Consider the following 17043-nt stretch of genomic DNA (forward strand, 5'->3'; position numbering starts at 1 on the left):
GGTATATTTATCTCGACGTCAAGATAAATTATTCAACCGTGAACGGCTTTCCACGGGACTGCGGTTAGGTTCCCCTTGCTAGCCATTCACCCTCCTCGCGCACAAAGATTGTCGTGAGTCAGCGAAGGTGAGGTCGACGTGTCGGCAGTCAACAGTTTCGGTTCGAAAGACACCCTCCAGGTCGGAGACACGTCTTACGAAGTCTTCAGAATCGACCAGGTCCCCGGCTACGAGAAGCTTCCGTTCAGCCTCAAAGTGCTGCTCGAGAACCTGCTCCGCACCGAAGACGGCGCGAACATCACCGAGGCGCACATCAAGGCTCTCGGCGGCTGGGTGCCCACGGCCGAGCCCGACACCGAGATCCAGTTCACCCCCGCTCGCGTGGTGATGCAGGACTTCACCGGCGTGCCCTGCATCGTCGACCTCGCGACCATGCGTGAAGCGGTCGGTGCCCTGGGCGGCGACCCCACCAAGATCAACCCGCTCGCTCCCGCCGAGCTCGTGATCGACCACTCGGTCATCGCCGACCTCTTCGGCACCGAGAACGCCCTCGAGCGCAACGTCGAGATCGAGTACGAGCGCAACGGCGAGCGCTACCAGTTCCTGCGCTGGGGCCAGACGGCGTTCGACGACTTCAAGGTCGTGCCGCCCGGAACCGGCATCGTGCACCAGGTGAACATCGAATACCTGGCGCGCGTCACCTACACCCGCGAGGTCGTCGACTCGTTCGGCCAGACCGTGCTGCGCGCCTACCCCGACACCTGCGTCGGCACCGACTCGCACACCACCATGGTCAACGGCCTGGGCGTGCTGGGCTGGGGCGTCGGCGGCATCGAGGCCGAGGCCGCGATGCTCGGCCAGCCCGTGTCGATGCTCATCCCCAAGGTCGTGGGCTTCAAGCTCTCGGGCTCGATCCCCCCTGGCGTCACGGCGACGGATGTCGTGCTCACCATCACCGAGATGGTGCGCAAGCACGGTGTGGTCGGCAAGTTCGTGGAGTTCTACGGCGAGGGCGTCGGCGAGGTGCCGCTCGCGAACCGCGCGACCATCGGCAACATGAGCCCCGAGTTCGGCTCCACCGCCGCCATGTTCCCCATCGACGACGTCACGCTCGACTACCTGCGCCTCACCGGCCGCAGCGAGGAGCAGGTGGCCCTCGTCGAGGCCTACTCCAAGCTGCAGAAGCTCTGGCACGACCCCGCGCAGGAGCCCGTGTTCAGCGAGTACCTCGAGCTCGACCTCGGCACCGTGGTGCCGTCGATCTCGGGCCCGAAGCGTCCGCAGGACCGCGTGGAGCTGAGCGTCGCCAAGTCGACCTTCATCCGCGACCTCGAGAACTACGCCAACTCCGATCAAGACCTCTCGCGCGTCGACGCGGCGGTGGAGGGCACCTTCCCGGCATCCGACCCGCTCGGCTTCACGGCGCAAGACGAAGACTCGGCGCACGAGTTCTCGCACACCCACGTGAGCCACGCCCCGGGCGTGCTCTCGCGCCCCACCAAGGTGGAGACCGCGGGCGGCGACGCGTACACGCTCGACCACGGTGCGGTCGCCGTGGCGGCCATCACCTCCTGCACGAACACCTCGAACCCCAGCGTCATGCTCGCGGCCGGCCTGCTGGCCCGCAACGCCAACAAGCTCGGCCTCAAGGCCAAGCCGTGGGTCAAGACCACGCTGGCGCCGGGCTCGAAGGTCGTCACCGACTACTACGAGAAGGCCGGCCTCACGGGCGACCTCGAGGCGCTCGGCTTCTACACGGTGGGCTACGGATGCACGGTGTGCATCGGCAACACCGGCCCGCTGATCGAGGAGGTCAGCGCGGCCATCAACGACAACGACCTGGCCGTCACCGCCGTGCTGTCGGGCAACCGCAACTTCGAGGGTCGCATCTCGCCCGACGTGAAGATGAACTACCTCGCGTCGCCGCCGCTCGTGATCGCCTACGCTCTCGCCGGGTCGATGAACTTCGACTTCGAGACCGACGCGCTCGGTCAGGACACCGAGGGCAACGACGTGTTCCTGCGCGACATCTGGCCCGACGCGACCGAGGTGCAGCAGACCATCGACACCTCGATCAACACCGAGATGTTCACCCACGAGTACTCGAGCGTGTTCGAGGGCGACGAGCGCTGGCGTTCGCTGCCCACGCCCACCGGCCCGGTGTTCGAGTGGGACTCCGAGTCGACCTACGTGCGCAAGCCCCCGTACTTCGACGGCATGACGCTCGAGACCACGCCGGTCTCCGACATCGCCGGAGCCCGCGTGCTCGCGAAGCTCGGCGACTCGGTCACGACCGACCACATCTCGCCCGCCGGCAACATCAAGGCCGACAGCCCCGCCGGCCGTTACCTCGACGCGCACGGCGTCGCCCGCAAGGACTACAACTCCTACGGCTCGCGCCGCGGCAACCACGAGGTGATGATCCGTGGCACGTTCGCGAACATCCGCCTGAAGAACCAGCTGCTCGACGGTGTGGAGGGTGGCTACACCCGCGACTTCACCCAGGAGGGCGGCCCGCAGGCGTTCATCTACGACGCGTCGCAGAACTACCAGGCGGCGGGAACGCCGCTGGTGATCTTCGGCGGCAAGGAGTACGGCTCGGGCTCGTCGCGCGACTGGGCGGCCAAGGGCACGTCGCTGCTCGGCGTCAAGGCGGTCATCGTCGAGAGCTTCGAGCGCATCCACCGGTCGAACCTCATCGGCATGGGCGTGGTTCCGCTGCAGTTCCCGGCCGGTGAGAGCTGGGCGTCGCTCGGGCTCGACGGCACCGAGGTGGTCACGATCACCGGCATCGAAGAGCTCAACGAGGGCCGCACCCCGAAGACCGTGCACGTCGTCGCCGCCCCCAGCGAGCACTCGCCGGAGGGCAAGCAGACGATCGAGTTCGACGCCGTGGTGCGCATCGACACCCCGGGTGAGGCCGACTACTACCGCAACGGCGGCATCCTGCAGTACGTGCTGAGGAGCCTGGTCTGATCCAGCCGCCGAACCCCCGGCGACGTAGACTGAAAAATCACGTTGTCATGGGAAGGTGGAACGTATGAGCCTGCTCACGAGGATCACCGGACCGCGTGACCTCGACGCTCTCTCGCCAGAGGAGCTCGAGGTTCTCGCGGCCGAGATCCGCACCTTCCTCGTCACCGAGGTGTCGAAGACCGGCGGTCACCTCGGCCCGAACCTCGGTGTCGTCGAGACCACGATCGCCATCCACCGGGTGTTCGACTCGCCGCGCGACGCGATCGTGTTCGACACCGGCCACCAGTCCTACGTGCACAAGCTGCTCACGGGCAGGCAGGACTTCTCGCAACTGCGCCAGCGCGGCGGCCTCGCCGGCTACCCGCAGCGCTCCGAGAGCCCGCACGACGTGGTCGAGTCGTCGCACGCGTCGAGCTCGCTCTCGTGGGCCGACGGCATCTCGCGCGCCTTCGAGATGACGGGTCAAGACGACCGGCACGTGGTCGCCGTGGTCGGCGACGGCGCGCTCACCGGCGGCATGACCTGGGAGGCGCTCAACAACATCAGCGACGACAACTCGCGCAACCTCGTGATCGTCGTGAACGACAACGGCCGCTCCTACGCCCCCACCATCGGCGGCATGGCGCGCTACCTCAACACGGTGCGCACCAAGAAGAGCTACCACGACCTGCACCAGTCGAGCCGTCAGCTCTTCGACCGGCTCGGGTCGCCGGGCCGCGCGCTCTACCGCGGCGTTCGCGGCGGTCTGCACGGGTTCTTGAGCCGGGTCACGAACAACGCCTCGCTCTATGCCAACCTCGACATCAAATACGTCGGCCCGATCGACGGGCACGACCTCCCCGCCATGGAGGAGGCGCTGCGCCAGGCGAAGCAGTACGGCGCGCCGGTGATCGTGCACGCCATCACCGAGAAGGGCCGTGGCTACCAGCCGGCGCTGACCGACGTGGCCGACCAGTTCCACGCGGTGGGCCAGATCGATCCCGAGACGGGCGAACCGCTGTCCGCGCCATCCGGAGCCCCCTCGTGGACGGGCGTGTTCGCCGACGAGATCGTGCGGCAGGCCGAGCTCGACCCGACGATCGTGGGCATCACGGCCGCGATGCTGCGGCCGACGGGTCTGCACAAGTTCGCCGAGCGTTTTCCGACTCGGGTGTTCGACGTCGGCATCGCCGAGCAGCACGCCGTCACGTCGGCCGCCGGTCTCGCGTTCGGTGGGCTCCATCCCGTCGTCGCGCTCTATGCCACCTTCGTCAACCGGGCGTTCGACCAGGTGCTGATGGATGTCGGCCTGCACCAGGCGGGCGTGACCTTCGTGCTCGACCGGGCCGGGGTCACCGGGCCCGACGGGCCGAGCCACCACGGCATGTGGGATCTCGCGATCCTGCAGGTCGTGCCGCGCATCCGGCTCGCCGCGCCGCGCGACGCCGAGCGACTGCGTGAAGAGCTCGCCGAGGCCGTGCGGGTGACGGATGCCCCGACCGTGATCCGTTTTCCGAAGGGCAACGTCGGCGACGACATCCCGGCCCTCCGGCGCACCGGCGACGGTGTCGACGTGCTGCGCGAGGAGGAACGTAAAGACGTGCTGCTCGTCGCAGTGGGCCCGATGGCCGATCTCGCCCTCGAGGTGGCCGAGTTGCTCGCGGCCCAGGGCATCGGCTCGACCGTGGTCGACCCGCGCTGGGTGGTTCCCGTGCCGTGGAGCATCATCGAGCTCTCCGACGCCCACCGCCTGGTCGTGACGATCGAAGACGGCGTGCGGGTGGGCGGAATCGGCACCCGCATCCGCCAAGACCTGCGCGAGGCCGGGGTCGACACCGCGGTCACGGAGCTCGGGCTGCCCGACGAGTTCTTGGAGCACGCCACCCGCGAGCAGATCTTCGAGCGGGTCGGGCTCACGCCTACGCAGATCGCCGACGACCTCATCGCCCAGGTGCGGGGCAACAAGATCCCCATCGCGCGGCCGCTGACGGCCGACGAGCCCACGTTCCACCGCCTGGTGCCGTAGCACTAGGGCTGCTGCCGGCCGTCAATGCGGCAGCGTGTAGGTCGTGCTCACCGCCCCGCTCGGCTCGAGCAGCCGCGTGCCGGTGGCCCGCAGCACGGGCGACACCCGCGCGATCGGCAGCAGGGGAGTGCCGGCGCCGAGCACGACCGGCATGGTGGTGAGCAGGATCTCGTCGAGCAGGCCGGCGTCGGCCACCTGGGCGGCCACGTCGCCCCCGCCGACGATCCAGATGTTCTTGCCGGCGGCGGCGGTCACCCACTCGCTGTGCAGTGCCGTCACGTCGCCCCGCGACATCCGGATGTCGCCGCCGGGCACCAGGGGCAACTCGCGTCTCGTCAGCACCCAGGTGACCTGGTCGGGATAGGCCCAGGTCGTGGCGTCTTCGCCGAGCACGAACTCGTAGGTGCGGGAACCCATCACCACGACGCCGACCTCGGCGAGGAACTCCTCGTAGTCGGCCATGAAGTCGTCGAACCCGAACTGCATCAGCCAGTCGAGCCGGTTGTCGCGGTCGGCGATGAACCCGTCGATGCTCGCGGCCACGTAGTACTGCGTCTCCGTCATGCGACCACGGTAGATCCCCCCGCCGACACCCGGGTGAGGGCGGGGGGAACCGGCTACTCGACGCCCCGGATGAGGGGGTGGTGGAAGGTGTCGCCGAACACGCGCTCCGAGGCGCCCACGCGGTCGAGGTAGGGCGTCAGCCCACCCATCTGGAACGGGTAGCCCGCGCCGAGGATGAGGCACAGGTCGATGTCTTCGGCCGCGTGCACGACGTCGTCTTCGAGCATGCGGTGCACCTCGTCGGCCAGGCCATCTTCGACCCGTCGCAGGATCTCGGCCTCGGTCATCGGGTGCGACTCGGCGCCCTTGGCCGGGGTGACGATCTTCACGGCGGTCTTGTCGAAGCCCGTGATCTTGCCCTTGCCGTCGCGGTCGAAGATCTTGCCGTGCTCGGCCAGCTTGTGCAGGTTCTCGCTCTCGAAGAAGCGGTCGGGGAACGCCGCGTGATGCGTGTCGAGCACGTGCGCGCCCACCTTGAGGCCCACGAGTTCGAGCAGCTCGAACGGCGTCATCGGCAGCCCGAACGGGTCGAGCGCGCGGTTCATGACCTCGAACGGCGTGCCGGTGTCGACCGCGTGCATGGCCTCGCCGAGCACCTTGGCCAGGATGCGGTTCACCACGAACCCGGGGGTGTCGCGGGTGATGACCGCGTTCTTCTTGAGCTTCGCGGCGGTGACCATCGCGGTCGAGAGGGTCGCGTCATCCGTCGCCGGCGCGTTCACGACCTCGACCAGCGGCATCACGGCCACGGGGTTGAAGAAGTGGAAGCCCACGAGGCGCTCCGGATGCGCGAGCTTCGCACCGATCTGCTCCACCGACAGCGACGACGTGTTCGTCGCGAGCACGGCGGTCTCGGAGACGTGCTGCTCGATCTCGGCGAAGACGTCTTGCTTCACGCCGAGCTCTTCGAACACGGCCTCGATCACCCAGTCGGCGTCGTTGAAGTCGGCCTTGTCGGTGGTGCCCGAGATCAGGGCGTTCAGCCGGTTCGACTCGTCGGACGAGATGCGGCCCTTCGACAGCAGCGTGGCGATCTCGCCGCGGATGTAGTCGAGGCCCTTGTCGACGCGCGACTGATCGAGGTCGGTGATGACCACCGGCACCTGAAGACGGCGCACGAACAGCAGGGCGAACTGCGAGGCCATGAGGCCGGCGCCGATGATGCCGACCTTCGTGACCGGCTTCGCGAGCGCCTTGTCGGGAGCGCCGGCGGGCTTCTTGGCGCGCTTCTGCACCAGGTTGAAGGCGTAGATGCTGGCCCGGAACTGGTCGCCGGCGATGAGCTCGGCCAGCGCGTCGTCTTCGCGCGCGAAGCCCTCGGCCGCCGTGCCAGACTTCGCGGCCTTCAACAGGTCGAGCGCCTTGTAGGGCGAGAGCGCGACGGCGCCGATGCGCGACTCGAGCATCTTGCGGGCGATGCCGATCGCGGCATCCCACTTCACCAGGCGTTCGACCTTGCCCGGTTCGTTGGCGCGCTTGACCTTCGTGGTGCCGGTGAGCACCGAGTCGGCCCACCGCAGGGAGTCTTCGAGGTAGTTCGCCGGCCCGAAGATCGCGTCGGCGATGCCGAGGTCGAAGGCTTCCTGGCCCTTCAGGGTGCGGTTGTTCTTGAGCGGGTTCTCGATGATCACCTTGAGAGCGTTCTCGATGCCGATCAGGTTCGGCAGCAAGTAGGCCCCACCCCAGCCCGGGATGATGCCGAGGAACACCTCGGGCAGCGCGAGCGCCGGGATCGACGAGTCGATCGTGCGGTAGTCGGCGGCCAGGGCCACCTCCACGCCGCCGCCGAGCGCCAGGCCGTTGATGAAGGCGAACGACGGAACACCCGTCTCCTTCATCTTGCCGAACACGTAGTGCCCGAGCTGCGCCATCTGCTTGGCGACGGCCTTGCTCGGAATCTCGCCGACCTTGCTGAGGTCGGCGCCGGCGGCCAGGATGTAGGGCTTGCCGGTCACGGCGACGGCGTCGATCTCGCCGGCGGTCGCGCGCGCCTTCAGCGCATCCAGGGTCGCGCCGTATTCGATCAGCGTGGCCGGCCCCAGCGTGTTGGGGCGGGTGTGGTCGCGGCCGTTGTCGAGGGTGATGAGCGCGAGCGTCTTGCCGCTCGGCAACGGGATGTCGCGCACGAACGAGTGCGTCACGACCTCGTCGGCCGACAGCGCCTCCAGCGTCGAGAAGTCGATGGTCGAGTAGTCGGTCATCGTGCCGCCTTCTTGGTCGACATGGCTGCCTTCTTGTTCCAGTTCGGGTTCTCCCAGATGACGGAGCCGCCCTGGCCGAGCCCGATGCACATGGCGGTGAGGCCGTAGCGCACCTCGGGGTGCTCCTCGAACTGGCGGGCGAGCTGGATCATCAGACGAACGCCGGAGGATGCGAGGGGGTGGCCGAGCGCGATCGCCCCGCCGTATTCGTTGACCCGCGGGTCGTCGTCGTCGATGCCGAAGTGGTCGAGGAACGACAGCACCTGCACGGCGAACGCCTCGTTCAGTTCGAACAGGCCGATGTCGTCGATCGACAGGCCCGCCTTGCGCAGCGCCTTCTCGGTCGAGGGAACCGGGCCGATGCCCATGATCTCGGGCTCGACGCCGGCGAAGGCGAACGACACCAGGCGCATCTTGATCGACAGGCCCAGCTGCTCGGCCATCGACTCGCTCGCCAGCAGCGACGCGGTGGCGCCGTCGTTGAGGCCCGACGAGTTGCCGGCCGTCACGCGGCCGTGCGGGCGGAACGGGGTGCGGAGGCCTGCCAGGCCCTCCATCGTCGTCTCGGGGCGCGGTGCCTCGTCGCGCGTGGCCAGACCCCAGCCGTCGCCGTTGCGGGTGGCGACCGGAATGAGGTCGGGCTGGATCTTTCCGGCCTCGTAGGCGGCGGCCACCTTCTGCTGGCTGCGCATCGCGTAACGGTCGGAGCGCTCCTTGGTGAGCTGCGGGAACCGGTCGTGGATGCGCTCGGCCGTGTTGCCCATGTTGAGCGCCTCGGCGCTCACGAGCTTCTCGGCGAGGAAGCGGGGGTTCGGGTCGGCCCCGAAGCCCATCGGGTGGCGGCCCATGTGCTCGACGCCGCCCGCGATCGCGAGGTCGTAGGCGCCGAAGGCGATGGCGCCGGCGGTCGTGGTGACGCTCGTCATCGCGCCCGCGCACATGCGGTCGATCGCATAGCCGGGCACCGACTGGGGAAGCCCGGAGAGCAGAGCTGCCGTGCGGCCCAGCGTGAGCCCCTGGTCGCCCTGCTGCGTCGTCGCGGCGATCGCCACGTCGTCGATCGCGTCTTTCGGAACGTCGGGGTTGCGCTCGAGCAGGCCCATGATCGCCTTGACGACGAGGTCGTCGGCGCGGGTCTGCCAGAACATTCCTTTTTCGCCGGCACGCCCGAATGGGGTGCGAACACCATCGACGAAAACGACTTCAGATCTTTCGGCCACTATGCCTCCTGGAATTGGATCGGATTCGATCCTAGAACCGCCGATTCACGCGCCGGAATCGTTTGCTTGTTTCTACGAATCGGCTTCCGGAGCACTCTCGGGCGGTTGGCGAGCATCTACAAAGGCCTGCAGGATCGGCTGTGCAGTCAGTTCAATCTGCCACGGGCGCGCACCGAGCGATCGGAGGCTCTCGGAGACGGTCTCGACCGTGAGCGGCTCGGGCGGATTCCAGGTCACGCGCCGCAGGAAATCAGGGGTCAGCAGGTTCTCGACCGGGATGTTCTGCTCCTCGGAGACCACCGCAAGAGCCGCTCGCGCGTTCTTCAGCCGGGCATCGGCATCCGGATTCTTGTCGGACCAGCTGCGCGGGGGTGGAAGGGTGTCGGTGGGGCGCCGGTGCACCGGGATGTCGTCGGTGGTGAGCGCCCTCTCGATGGCGGCCCACCAGCGGTCGAGCTCACTGCGGCTCGCCCGGCCCGAGAACTGTTTCAAAGCAGCCAGCTCGCGCCGCGACGCCGGCAGCGCCTTCGCCGCCACGAGCAGCGAGGCGTCGGGCACGAGTCGCCCGGGCGCGGTGTCGGTCTCGCGGGCGAGGGCGTCGCGGGCGAGCCACAGCTCGCGGGCGGCGGCGAGATGCCGGTCGGCGCGCAGGGCGTGGATGCCGGTGAGGCGCCGCCAGGGCTCCGCGAGCGGTGCCTTCTCTTCTTTCGCCACCACGGCGGCGAACTCCTGAACGGCGATGCGCTCCTTGCCCTGCTGCTTCAGCAGCACGGCCATCGAGTCGCGCAGGTCGAGCAGCAGCTCGACGTCGAGCGCCGCGTATTCCAGCCACGACGGCGGCAAAGGCCTGGTCGACCAGTCGGCAGCCGAGTGCTCCTTCGCCAGGTGGATGCCGAGCAGCTCTTCGACCACGGTGCCGAGCCCCACGCGCGGGATGCCGAGCAGTCGCGCCGCGAGCTCGGTGTCGAACACCCGCTCCGGGTCGAGGCCCACCTCGCGCAGACACGGCAGGTCTTGGCTCGCCGCGTGCAGCACCCACTCGACGTCGCCGATCACCGACTGCAGCGGGGCGAACTCGCCGATCGCCGGCGGGTCGAACAAGAAGGTGCCCGCTCCGCGCCGGTAGAGCTGGATGAGGTAGGCGCGCTGGGAGTAGCGGAACCCGCTCGCCCGCTCCGCGTCGACCGCGACCGGGCCCGAGCCGAGGGCGATCAGCTCGACCGCGTCATGAAAATCATCGACCGTCGTGATGACGGTTCTCTGGGGTGTTTCGATCAGTTCTTCGTCACTCACGTCGCGCTCGCCTGGTCTGCAGCATCGTCACGCCATCGACGACGGGTGGCAGACCGGCCAGCATGCAGAGGAGTTCGCTCCAGCCCTCGACGTGGGCCTGGAGGTTGTGGTCTGTAGGAGTCCAGGATGCCCGCAACTCGATCTGAGCGCCATCTCCCTGGCTCGACAACTCGCCGAAACCGGTCGAGATGATCTTCGTGGCCGTGCCCGACGCGCTCGTGTAGTTGGCGCCACGGGCGTCGAGGGCGTCGACCAGCCACGACCAGGCCACGTCGGCCAGGAAGGGGTCGAGCCCGATCTCGGTCTCGAGCGGCGCCTGGGCGAAGCACACCACCCGGAACTCGCCGCCCCACGCCTCGGGCCGCGACTCGTCGTGCAGCAGGATGAACCGGCCGGTGCCGAGCTCGGAGTCGGCGCCATGGCGGGCCGGCGTGACATCCGCCGCGAGTGCCACGGCGTTCGGTGCCAGATTCGCGGGCGCGGGAATCTCGTGGACCACGAGTTCGTCGCGCGTGTCGGCCCGCCGCAGCGAATCGAGCGCTGCGCCGAACGCCGCCGGGATGTCCGGGGTGAAGGGGGAATCGGCCACGTCTGCAGACTAGAGTTCTTTACGTTCCGGGCGGTGAAGGCACGCCGGATCGCGTGTCAGCAACTGTTCCAGGCCGGAGCGCCGCGTGCGGCCCCGGTGCGAGAAGGGATGGCCGAATGAGCCCCAGAGCATCCGATCCAGCGAACGTTCCCGGCTGGGCCGTGGCCGCCCTCGTGGCCGGATCGGTCGCCACGATCGCCACCGCCGGAGCGGCCGTCGTGACCGCGCTCATGTCGCGCGCCATCGTCATCCCGTCCGCGCCGGTCGACGACATCCGGGTGCTCGGTTACGACGAAGAGAACGGCACCGTCGCGCTCTCGGTGACGGCCGACTCGATCCTGCCGGGCCTCTACAGCCTGCGGTTCTCGGGCGACCACGGGCACGCGCGCCTCGGCGAGGTGCTGTCGGTCGGCGACGGCATCGTCGTGCGCTCGGTGATCCAGGTCGACTACGGCGACCTGGCTGCGGCCCGCAACGGCCGCATCAGCGGCTGGTACTACATCCACCCGCGCGAGCTCGACGTGCCCGTCGACGAGGTCGATGTGTTCACGCCGGTCGGTCCGGCGCCCGCCTGGTTCGTGCCCGCCGCCGGTGGCGCGGCCGGCAAGTGGGTCATCCAGGTGCACGGGCGCGGAGTGCGTCGCGGTGAGACCATCCGGCCGATCCCGGTGTTCCGCGAGCACGGCTACAGCTCGCTGCACATCTCCTACCGCAACGACGGCGAAGCGCCGAAGTCGCCCGACGGGCGCTACGCGCTCGGCGACACCGAGTGGCAGGACCTCGACGCCGCCATCACCTACGCGGTCGACCACGGCGCCACCGACATCGTGCTGATGGGTTGGTCGATGGGCGGTGCGATCGCGCTGCAGGCGATGGGCCGAGCGGTGCACCGCGATCGCGTTCGCGCCATCGCGCTCGACTCGCCGGCCATCGACTGGCGAGACGTGCTGCGCTATCACGGCCGCGCCCGTCACGCGCCCGAGCTGGTCGGCGACGCCGCGTTCGCCACCATCACCCACCAGTGGGGGAGCGTCGTCACCGGGCAGGCCCAGCCGCTCGACCTCGACCGGCTCGACTTCGTCAAGCGCAGCGACGAGGTGAACGTGCCGCTGCTCATCATGCACAGCGACGACGACGGCTACGTGCCGTCGACCGGATCGCGGCAGCTCGCCGAGGCCCGGCCCGACCTCGTCACCTTCGTGCCGTTCGCCGTGGCCCGGCACACCAAGCTCTGGAACTACGACCGCGCGAAGTGGACCACGGCCATCTCGAGCTGGCTCACCGCCAACGGCCTCTGACCGGCGAGGTAGGACGGGCCTAGGCGGCGATCCGCTCGCGGATCTGGCGCTTCGTGCGCCCGAGCAGCGCCGTCATGCCCCGGATGCGCAGCGGCGAGACCGCGGCCGTGAGCCCGAGCGTGTTCGGGAAGTCGTCGGGGATGCCGAGCACCTCGTCGACCGTGAGCCCGTCGATGCCCTGCACCAGGATCGAGGCGAACCCGCGCGTGGTGGGCGCCTCTTTGGGCGCCGTGGCATAGAGGTGCACCACGGAGTCGGGCTCGACCTCGACGAAGATGTAGACCGGCGACTGGCACTCGACCACGCGTTCGAACAGGTCGGGATGCTCCTGGTAGCGCGCGGGCAGCTCGGGCAGCTCGTTCGAGAACTCCAGCAGCATCTCGAGACGCTCGCGCTGCTCGAGGGCGAGGAAGTCGTCGCGGATGTCGGCGAGGGCGGAGGGGAGGGTGTGGTCGGTCATCCCTTCCAGTATCGCTCTACTTCGCGGGAGTGGTGCTCGGCGCGGCTCCGGGCTCGGCGCCGGTGGCGATCGGCACCCGCACGGCACTGCCCCACTCGGTCCACGACCCGTCGTAGTTGCGCACGTTCTCGAAGCCGAGCAGGTGGGTGAGCACGAACCAGGTGTGGCTCGACCGCTCGCCGATGCGGCAGTACGCGATCACGGGCTCGCCCTGCTCGAGACCGGCGCCGTCGCGGTAGATGGCGTCGAGCTCGGCGACGGGCTTGAAGGTGCCGTCGTCGGCCGCCGCCTTGGCCCACGGCACGTTGGCGGCGGTGGGGATGTGCCCGGCGCGGAGCGCCCCCTCCTCCGGGTAGGCGGGCGCGGTGGTGCGTTCTCCGCTGTACTCCTCCGGCGACCGCACGTCGATCAGGGGGTGGCCGAAGTGCGCGAGCACGTCGTCCTTGAACGCGCGGATGGCGTCGTCGCGGCGCTCGACGACCGGGTAGGTGGCGGCATCCGTCACCGTGCGGTCGGTCGTGATCGGGCGGCCCTCGGCGATCCATTTGTCGCGCCCGCCGTCGAGCAGGCGCACGTCGTCGTGGCCGAAGAGGGTGAACACCCAGAGGGCGTAGGCGGCCCACCAGTTGTTCTTGTCGCCGTAGATCACCACGGTCGAATCGCGCGAGATGCCTTTGCCCGCCACCAATTCGGCGAACGCGGCGCCGTCGATGTAGTCGCGCTGCACCGGGTCGTTGAGGTCGGTGTGCCAGTCGATCTTGACCGAGCCCGGGATGTGACCCGTCTCGTAGAGCAGCACGTCTTCGTCGGACTCCACCACGACGAGACCCGGTTCGCCCAGGTGCGCCTCGAGCCAGTCGCCCGACACCAGCCGTTCGGGGTGGGCGTATGCGGCGAACTTCTCGGAGCGATCGGTCTCGACTGTCATTTCACAACCTCCAGTTAGGGTAGGTACAACCCCGACAAGAATCTATGTCTTCCCGACTCCCCGCTGCACATCGCGGGTCAAATTTCGACATACAGGACTTCAGCAGATGACAGGTGAGCGGCAGGCAGTCGCCCCGCGCTTGACCGAGCGCACCCCCTCGATCTCCGCCGCCGAACTCGCCGGCACGCTCGTGCCGCCGCGGCAGTTCGACACCGCCTCGTTCGAGACCTACCGGCCCGACCGCGACTACCCCTCGCAGGGCGAGGCGCTGGCCAAGGTGCGTCATTTCGCCGAGGGCTGGAAGCCCGCGAAGGCCGGCGGCTTCTTCAGCCGCGGCAAGAAGGGACCGGTCGCCAAGCCGGGCATCTACCTCGACGGCGGGTTCGGCGTGGGCAAGACCCACCTGCTCGCCGCGCTGTGGCACGCGGCCCCCGGCCCCAAGTACTTCGGCACCTTCATCGAGTACACCGCGCTCATCGGCGCCCTCGGCTACGCCAACGCCGTGCAGCTGTTCACGGGTGCCAAGTTCATCGCGATCGACGAGTTCGAGCTCGACGACCCGGGCGACACCATGCTGATGACCCGCTTCCTGGGCGAGCTCGTCGCCAAGGGCACGCGGTTGGCGGCCACCTCCAACACGCCGCCGAACGCGCTCGGCGAAGGGCGGTTCGCCGCGAGCGACTTCCTGCGCGAGATCCAGGCCATCGCCGACCGCTTCGACATCGTGCGCATCGACGGTCTCGACTACCGGCGCCGCGACATCGAGGGCCACGCCGTCGGCTTCGCGACCGACGACGAGTTGGCGGCGGCGGTCGAGGTGCGCGCCGCGGCGGGGGAGCGCATCACGAGCGACGGGTTCGACGCACTCGTGCAGCACCTCGGCACGATTCATCCGTCGCGCTACGTCAAGATGGTCGACGGCCTCGACGTGATCGCGCTCAGCGGCGTCACGCCGTTCGCCAACCAGACGGATGCGCTGCGCTTCGTGGCGTTCGTCGACCGGGTCTACGACGCCCAGATCCGCATCCTCGCCTCAGGCGCACCGCTCGACGAGGTGTTCGCGGGCGACATGATGAACGGCGGCTACCGCAAGAAGTACCTGCGTGCCGTCTCGCGGCTGATCGCCTCGGCCACCGTCTGAGGCCTGCCGGAGCCCTCCGCTCACCGGATGCCGGCTCTCGCCGGATTCCCTGCACCGCGAAACACGATGTTTACATTCGCGCGCACCGTGTAACACGACGTACACATAGTTCGTCGCCCGGCGAAACCTCTCTTCGCCAGACTTCCCTTGCCTGCAATTGCGCCCTCGGCCCCGTGCTAGCCGCGAGCATCACAGCAGTTCCAGCAGTACCCGCCAGCACGTTATAGAGAGGTAACCATTCATATGGAAGAAGTAACCGGCAACCTGAACTCACTGTGGTTGCTCGTTGCAGCCGCCCTTGTGCTCCTGATGACCCCCGGCGTCGCGTTCTTCTACGGCGGCATGGTCAAAGCGAAGTCCGTCATCTCGATGATGATGATGAGCTTCGGCGCAATGGGCCTCGTCGGCGTCCTCTGGGTGCTGTACGGCTACGGACTCGCCTTCGGCACCCCGCTCATCCCGGGAATCGTCGGAAACCCGTTCGACGGCTCGATCGGACTCGGCAGCCTGCTGGGTCTCGGTGAGGGCGGATCGATGGACCCCGACCTCGCCGGTCTCGCGTTCGCGGGCTTCCAGGCGACCTTCGCCATCATCACCGTCGCCCTGATCTCGGGTGCGATCGCCGACCGTGCCAAGTTCGGCGCGTGGATGGTCTTCGCCGGCATCTGGGTGACCGTGGTCTACTTCCCGGTCGCGTTCATGGTCTTCAACCTGGCCGAGGGCTGGGCTCCGGTCTGGGGCGTCAACGACTTCGCCGGTGGAACCGCGGTGCACATCAACGCCGGTGCCGCCGCTCTGGCTCTCGCCCTGGTGCTCGGCAAGCGCGTCGGATTCCAGAAGGGCATCCAGAAGCCGCACAACGTTCCGCTGACGCTGCTCGGCGCCTCGCTGCTGTGGTTCGGCTGGTTCGGCTTCAACGCCGGCTCCGAGGCCGCTGTCGACGGCGTCGCCGCGATCGCCTGGATCAACACGCTCGCCGCTCCTGCCGCCGGTATCCTCGGCTGGCTCATCGTCGAGAAGATCAAAGACGGCAAGCCCACCTCGATCGGTGCCGCCTCGGGCGCCGTCGCGGGCCTGGTCGCCATCACCCCGGCCTGTAACATCCTGACCCCGGGCTGGGCGATCGTGCTCGGCGTGCTCGCCGGTGCCGTCTGCGCCCTGGCGGTCGAGCTCAAGTTCAAGCTCGGCTTCGACGACTCGCTCGACGTCGTGGGCATCCACCTCGTCGGCGGCCTGATCGGCACGCTCTACATCGGCATCTTCGGCGCCGGCATCGGCCTCATCGACACCGGTTCGCTGGAGCAGCTTGGCAAGCAGGCCGCCGCGGCCGTGGTCGTGATGGTCTACTCCTTCGTGGTCGCCCTGCTCATCGGCTGGATCATCCAGAAGACCATGGGCTTCCGCATCAACAACGAAGACGAAGTGGCCGGTGTCGACACCACCGTCCACGGCGAAGAAGGCTACGTGCTCGAGACCGTCTAGTCCGGTCACGCCGCACGACACGAGCGGGGCGTCATCCTTCGGGGTGACGCCCCGCTTCTGTGTCTTCGGGCCGGGTGCCGCGGGCGGGGGTTCCGGATGCCGCGGCCGCGGCGTCGCGGGCCAGCAACGTCGCTCCCACCACCGCGGAGGGCATCGCGAACACGGCGCCGAGCGGCACGAGGAACACCAGGTAGGTGGCCACCCCGAAGCCGAGCGTGCGGGCCCGGCGGGCTCCCAGCATCCGCCGCCGTTCGCGCAGGGGGATCTCGCGGGCCTCGAAGGCGAAGCCGGTGAGTTCGAGCGCGATCACCCAGCCGCCGAAGAGGGCGCCGAGCACCGGCACGGCGATCTGGCCGACGAGAGGCACCAGTCCCACCACGAACAGCAGCAGGCCGATCAGCAGGGTGAGCGCGAGGATGCGCACGCCGGTGCCGATGCCGCGCAGCAGCAGCCGCCAGAACCGCCCTGAGGGCTCTGCGGGGGCGTCACCAAGGGTCTCTTCGGTCTGGCGCCAGATGCGTTCGTAGAACGGGTCGCCGACGGCGAGGGTGATGGCCGTGTAGGTGAACACCACGAGCAGCACCGCGACCCCCACCAACGCGAGGGCGGCCGAGACGCGGGTGATGGTGCGCCAGGGCTCGTTCCACTCGTCGGCGAACGGGGTGGCCCACTCGGCGATGCCGGGCGAGAAGATCGCGAGCACCACGATGCCGGTGCCGTAGACGAGGGCGACGATGAGGGCCGGGATGGCACCGGTGACCATCAGGCGGGGCCGGCTCGCCCAGACGCGGAGCCCGCGGCCGAGCAGCCCCACGCCGGAGAGGAAGTCGCGGATCACCATCCCGCGATCGTAGCCGTCGGGCGCCAAGGGGAGCATTCTTGGATG

At 68.6% G+C, this 17043-nt stretch carries 13 protein-coding genes; 5 read left to right on the forward strand and 8 right to left on the reverse strand.

What is annotated here, in order from left to right:
- Positions 1-138: 138 nt before the first annotated feature.
- Both N1032_RS05585 and dxs read left to right on the forward strand, forming a co-directional pair.
- Positions 139-2976, forward strand: coding sequence for an aconitate hydratase (locus N1032_RS05585; protein ID WP_259538021.1), 2838 nt, complete (start codon positions 139-141; stop codon positions 2974-2976).
- A 64-nt stretch (positions 2977-3040) separates the two neighbouring features.
- Positions 3041-4981: a 1-deoxy-D-xylulose-5-phosphate synthase gene (dxs, locus tag N1032_RS05590; RefSeq protein ID WP_259538022.1), complete on the forward strand. Its 1941-nt coding sequence runs from the start codon at positions 3041-3043 to the stop codon at positions 4979-4981.
- Positions 4982-5002: 21 nt separating this feature from the next.
- Here the strand turns inward: dxs and N1032_RS05595 are convergent, their stop codons facing one another.
- From N1032_RS05595 to N1032_RS05615, 5 genes are all read right to left on the reverse strand, one after another.
- Complete coding sequence (locus N1032_RS05595; RefSeq protein WP_259538023.1) at positions 5003-5545, reverse strand: dihydrofolate reductase family protein; 543 nt, start codon at positions 5543-5545, stop codon at positions 5003-5005.
- A 53-nt stretch (positions 5546-5598) separates the two neighbouring features.
- Positions 5599-7746 (reverse strand): 3-hydroxyacyl-CoA dehydrogenase NAD-binding domain-containing protein, encoded by a 2148-nt coding sequence (locus tag N1032_RS05600; RefSeq protein ID WP_259538024.1) that lies wholly within the window; start codon positions 7744-7746, stop codon positions 5599-5601.
- Positions 7743-8966, reverse strand: coding sequence for a thiolase family protein (locus tag N1032_RS05605; protein ID WP_259538026.1), 1224 nt, complete (start codon positions 8964-8966; stop codon positions 7743-7745). Before N1032_RS05605 ends, N1032_RS05600 begins: the two co-directional genes overlap by 4 nt.
- Before the next feature lie 72 nt (positions 8967-9038).
- Positions 9039-10259: a ribonuclease D gene (locus tag N1032_RS05610; RefSeq protein ID WP_259538027.1), complete on the reverse strand. Its 1221-nt coding sequence runs from the start codon at positions 10257-10259 to the stop codon at positions 9039-9041.
- Complete coding sequence (locus N1032_RS05615) at positions 10252-10848, reverse strand: DUF3000 domain-containing protein (protein ID WP_259538028.1); 597 nt, start codon at positions 10846-10848, stop codon at positions 10252-10254. The genes N1032_RS05610 and N1032_RS05615 overlap by 8 nt, the downstream gene beginning before the upstream one ends.
- A gap of 116 nt (positions 10849-10964) precedes the next feature.
- Between N1032_RS05615 and N1032_RS05620 the strand changes: the two genes are divergently transcribed.
- Positions 10965-12146 carry an alpha/beta hydrolase family protein gene (locus N1032_RS05620; protein ID WP_259538029.1) on the forward strand — a complete coding sequence of 394 codons (1182 nt, stop codon included), beginning with the start codon at positions 10965-10967 and terminating at the stop codon, positions 12144-12146.
- Between the two features lie 19 nt (positions 12147-12165).
- On the opposite strand, the gene N1032_RS05625 is transcribed toward N1032_RS05620, so the two are convergent.
- Entirely contained in the window at positions 12166-12606 is a 441-nt protein-coding gene (locus tag N1032_RS05625; protein WP_259538030.1) for a SufE family protein, read from the reverse strand.
- Between the two features lie 16 nt (positions 12607-12622).
- Complete coding sequence (locus tag N1032_RS05630) at positions 12623-13534, reverse strand: sulfurtransferase (protein WP_259538031.1); 912 nt, start codon at positions 13532-13534, stop codon at positions 12623-12625.
- Between the two features lie 106 nt (positions 13535-13640).
- Here N1032_RS05630 and zapE point away from each other — a divergent pair, with 106 nt between their 5' ends.
- Together zapE and N1032_RS05640 are read left to right on the forward strand one after the other, a co-directional pair.
- Positions 13641-14675 carry a cell division protein ZapE gene (zapE, locus tag N1032_RS05635; protein WP_259538032.1) on the forward strand — a complete coding sequence of 345 codons (1035 nt, stop codon included), beginning with the start codon at positions 13641-13643 and terminating at the stop codon, positions 14673-14675.
- A 243-nt stretch (positions 14676-14918) separates the two neighbouring features.
- Positions 14919-16157 carry an ammonium transporter gene (locus N1032_RS05640; protein ID WP_259538033.1) on the forward strand — a complete coding sequence of 413 codons (1239 nt, stop codon included), beginning with the start codon at positions 14919-14921 and terminating at the stop codon, positions 16155-16157.
- Positions 16158-16188: 31 nt separating this feature from the next.
- Here the strand turns inward: N1032_RS05640 and N1032_RS05645 are convergent, their stop codons facing one another.
- Positions 16189-17034, reverse strand: coding sequence for an EI24 domain-containing protein (locus tag N1032_RS05645; protein ID WP_259538034.1), 846 nt, complete (start codon positions 17032-17034; stop codon positions 16189-16191).
- Positions 17035-17043: the final 9 nt, after the last annotated feature.

It is taken from the genome of Herbiconiux daphne (genome assembly GCF_024979295.1).
GTDB classification, from domain to species: domain Bacteria; phylum Actinomycetota; class Actinomycetes; order Actinomycetales; family Microbacteriaceae; genus Herbiconiux; species Herbiconiux daphnes.

Excerpts from the sequence above, each read along its gene's own strand:
- dxs (WP_259538022.1), top strand. The coding sequence starts at position 3,041 with ATGAGCCTGCTCACGAGGATCACCGGACCGCGTGACCTCGACGCTCTC.
- N1032_RS05595 (WP_259538023.1), bottom strand. The coding sequence starts at position 5,545 with ATGACGGAGACGCAGTACTACGTGGCCGCGAGCATCGACGGGTTCATC.
- N1032_RS05600 (WP_259538024.1), bottom strand. The coding sequence starts at position 7,746 with ATGACCGACTACTCGACCATCGACTTCTCGACGCTGGAGGCGCTGTCG.
- N1032_RS05620 (WP_259538029.1), top strand. The coding sequence starts at position 10,965 with ATGAGCCCCAGAGCATCCGATCCAGCGAACGTTCCCGGCTGGGCCGTG.
- N1032_RS05625 (WP_259538030.1), bottom strand. The coding sequence starts at position 12,606 with ATGACCGACCACACCCTCCCCTCCGCCCTCGCCGACATCCGCGACGAC.
- N1032_RS05630 (WP_259538031.1), bottom strand. The coding sequence starts at position 13,534 with ATGACAGTCGAGACCGATCGCTCCGAGAAGTTCGCCGCATACGCCCAC.
- zapE (WP_259538032.1), top strand. The coding sequence starts at position 13,641 with ATGACAGGTGAGCGGCAGGCAGTCGCCCCGCGCTTGACCGAGCGCACC.
- N1032_RS05640 (WP_259538033.1), top strand. The coding sequence starts at position 14,919 with ATGGAAGAAGTAACCGGCAACCTGAACTCACTGTGGTTGCTCGTTGCA.
- N1032_RS05645 (WP_259538034.1), bottom strand. The coding sequence starts at position 17,034 with ATGCTCCCCTTGGCGCCCGACGGCTACGATCGCGGGATGGTGATCCGC.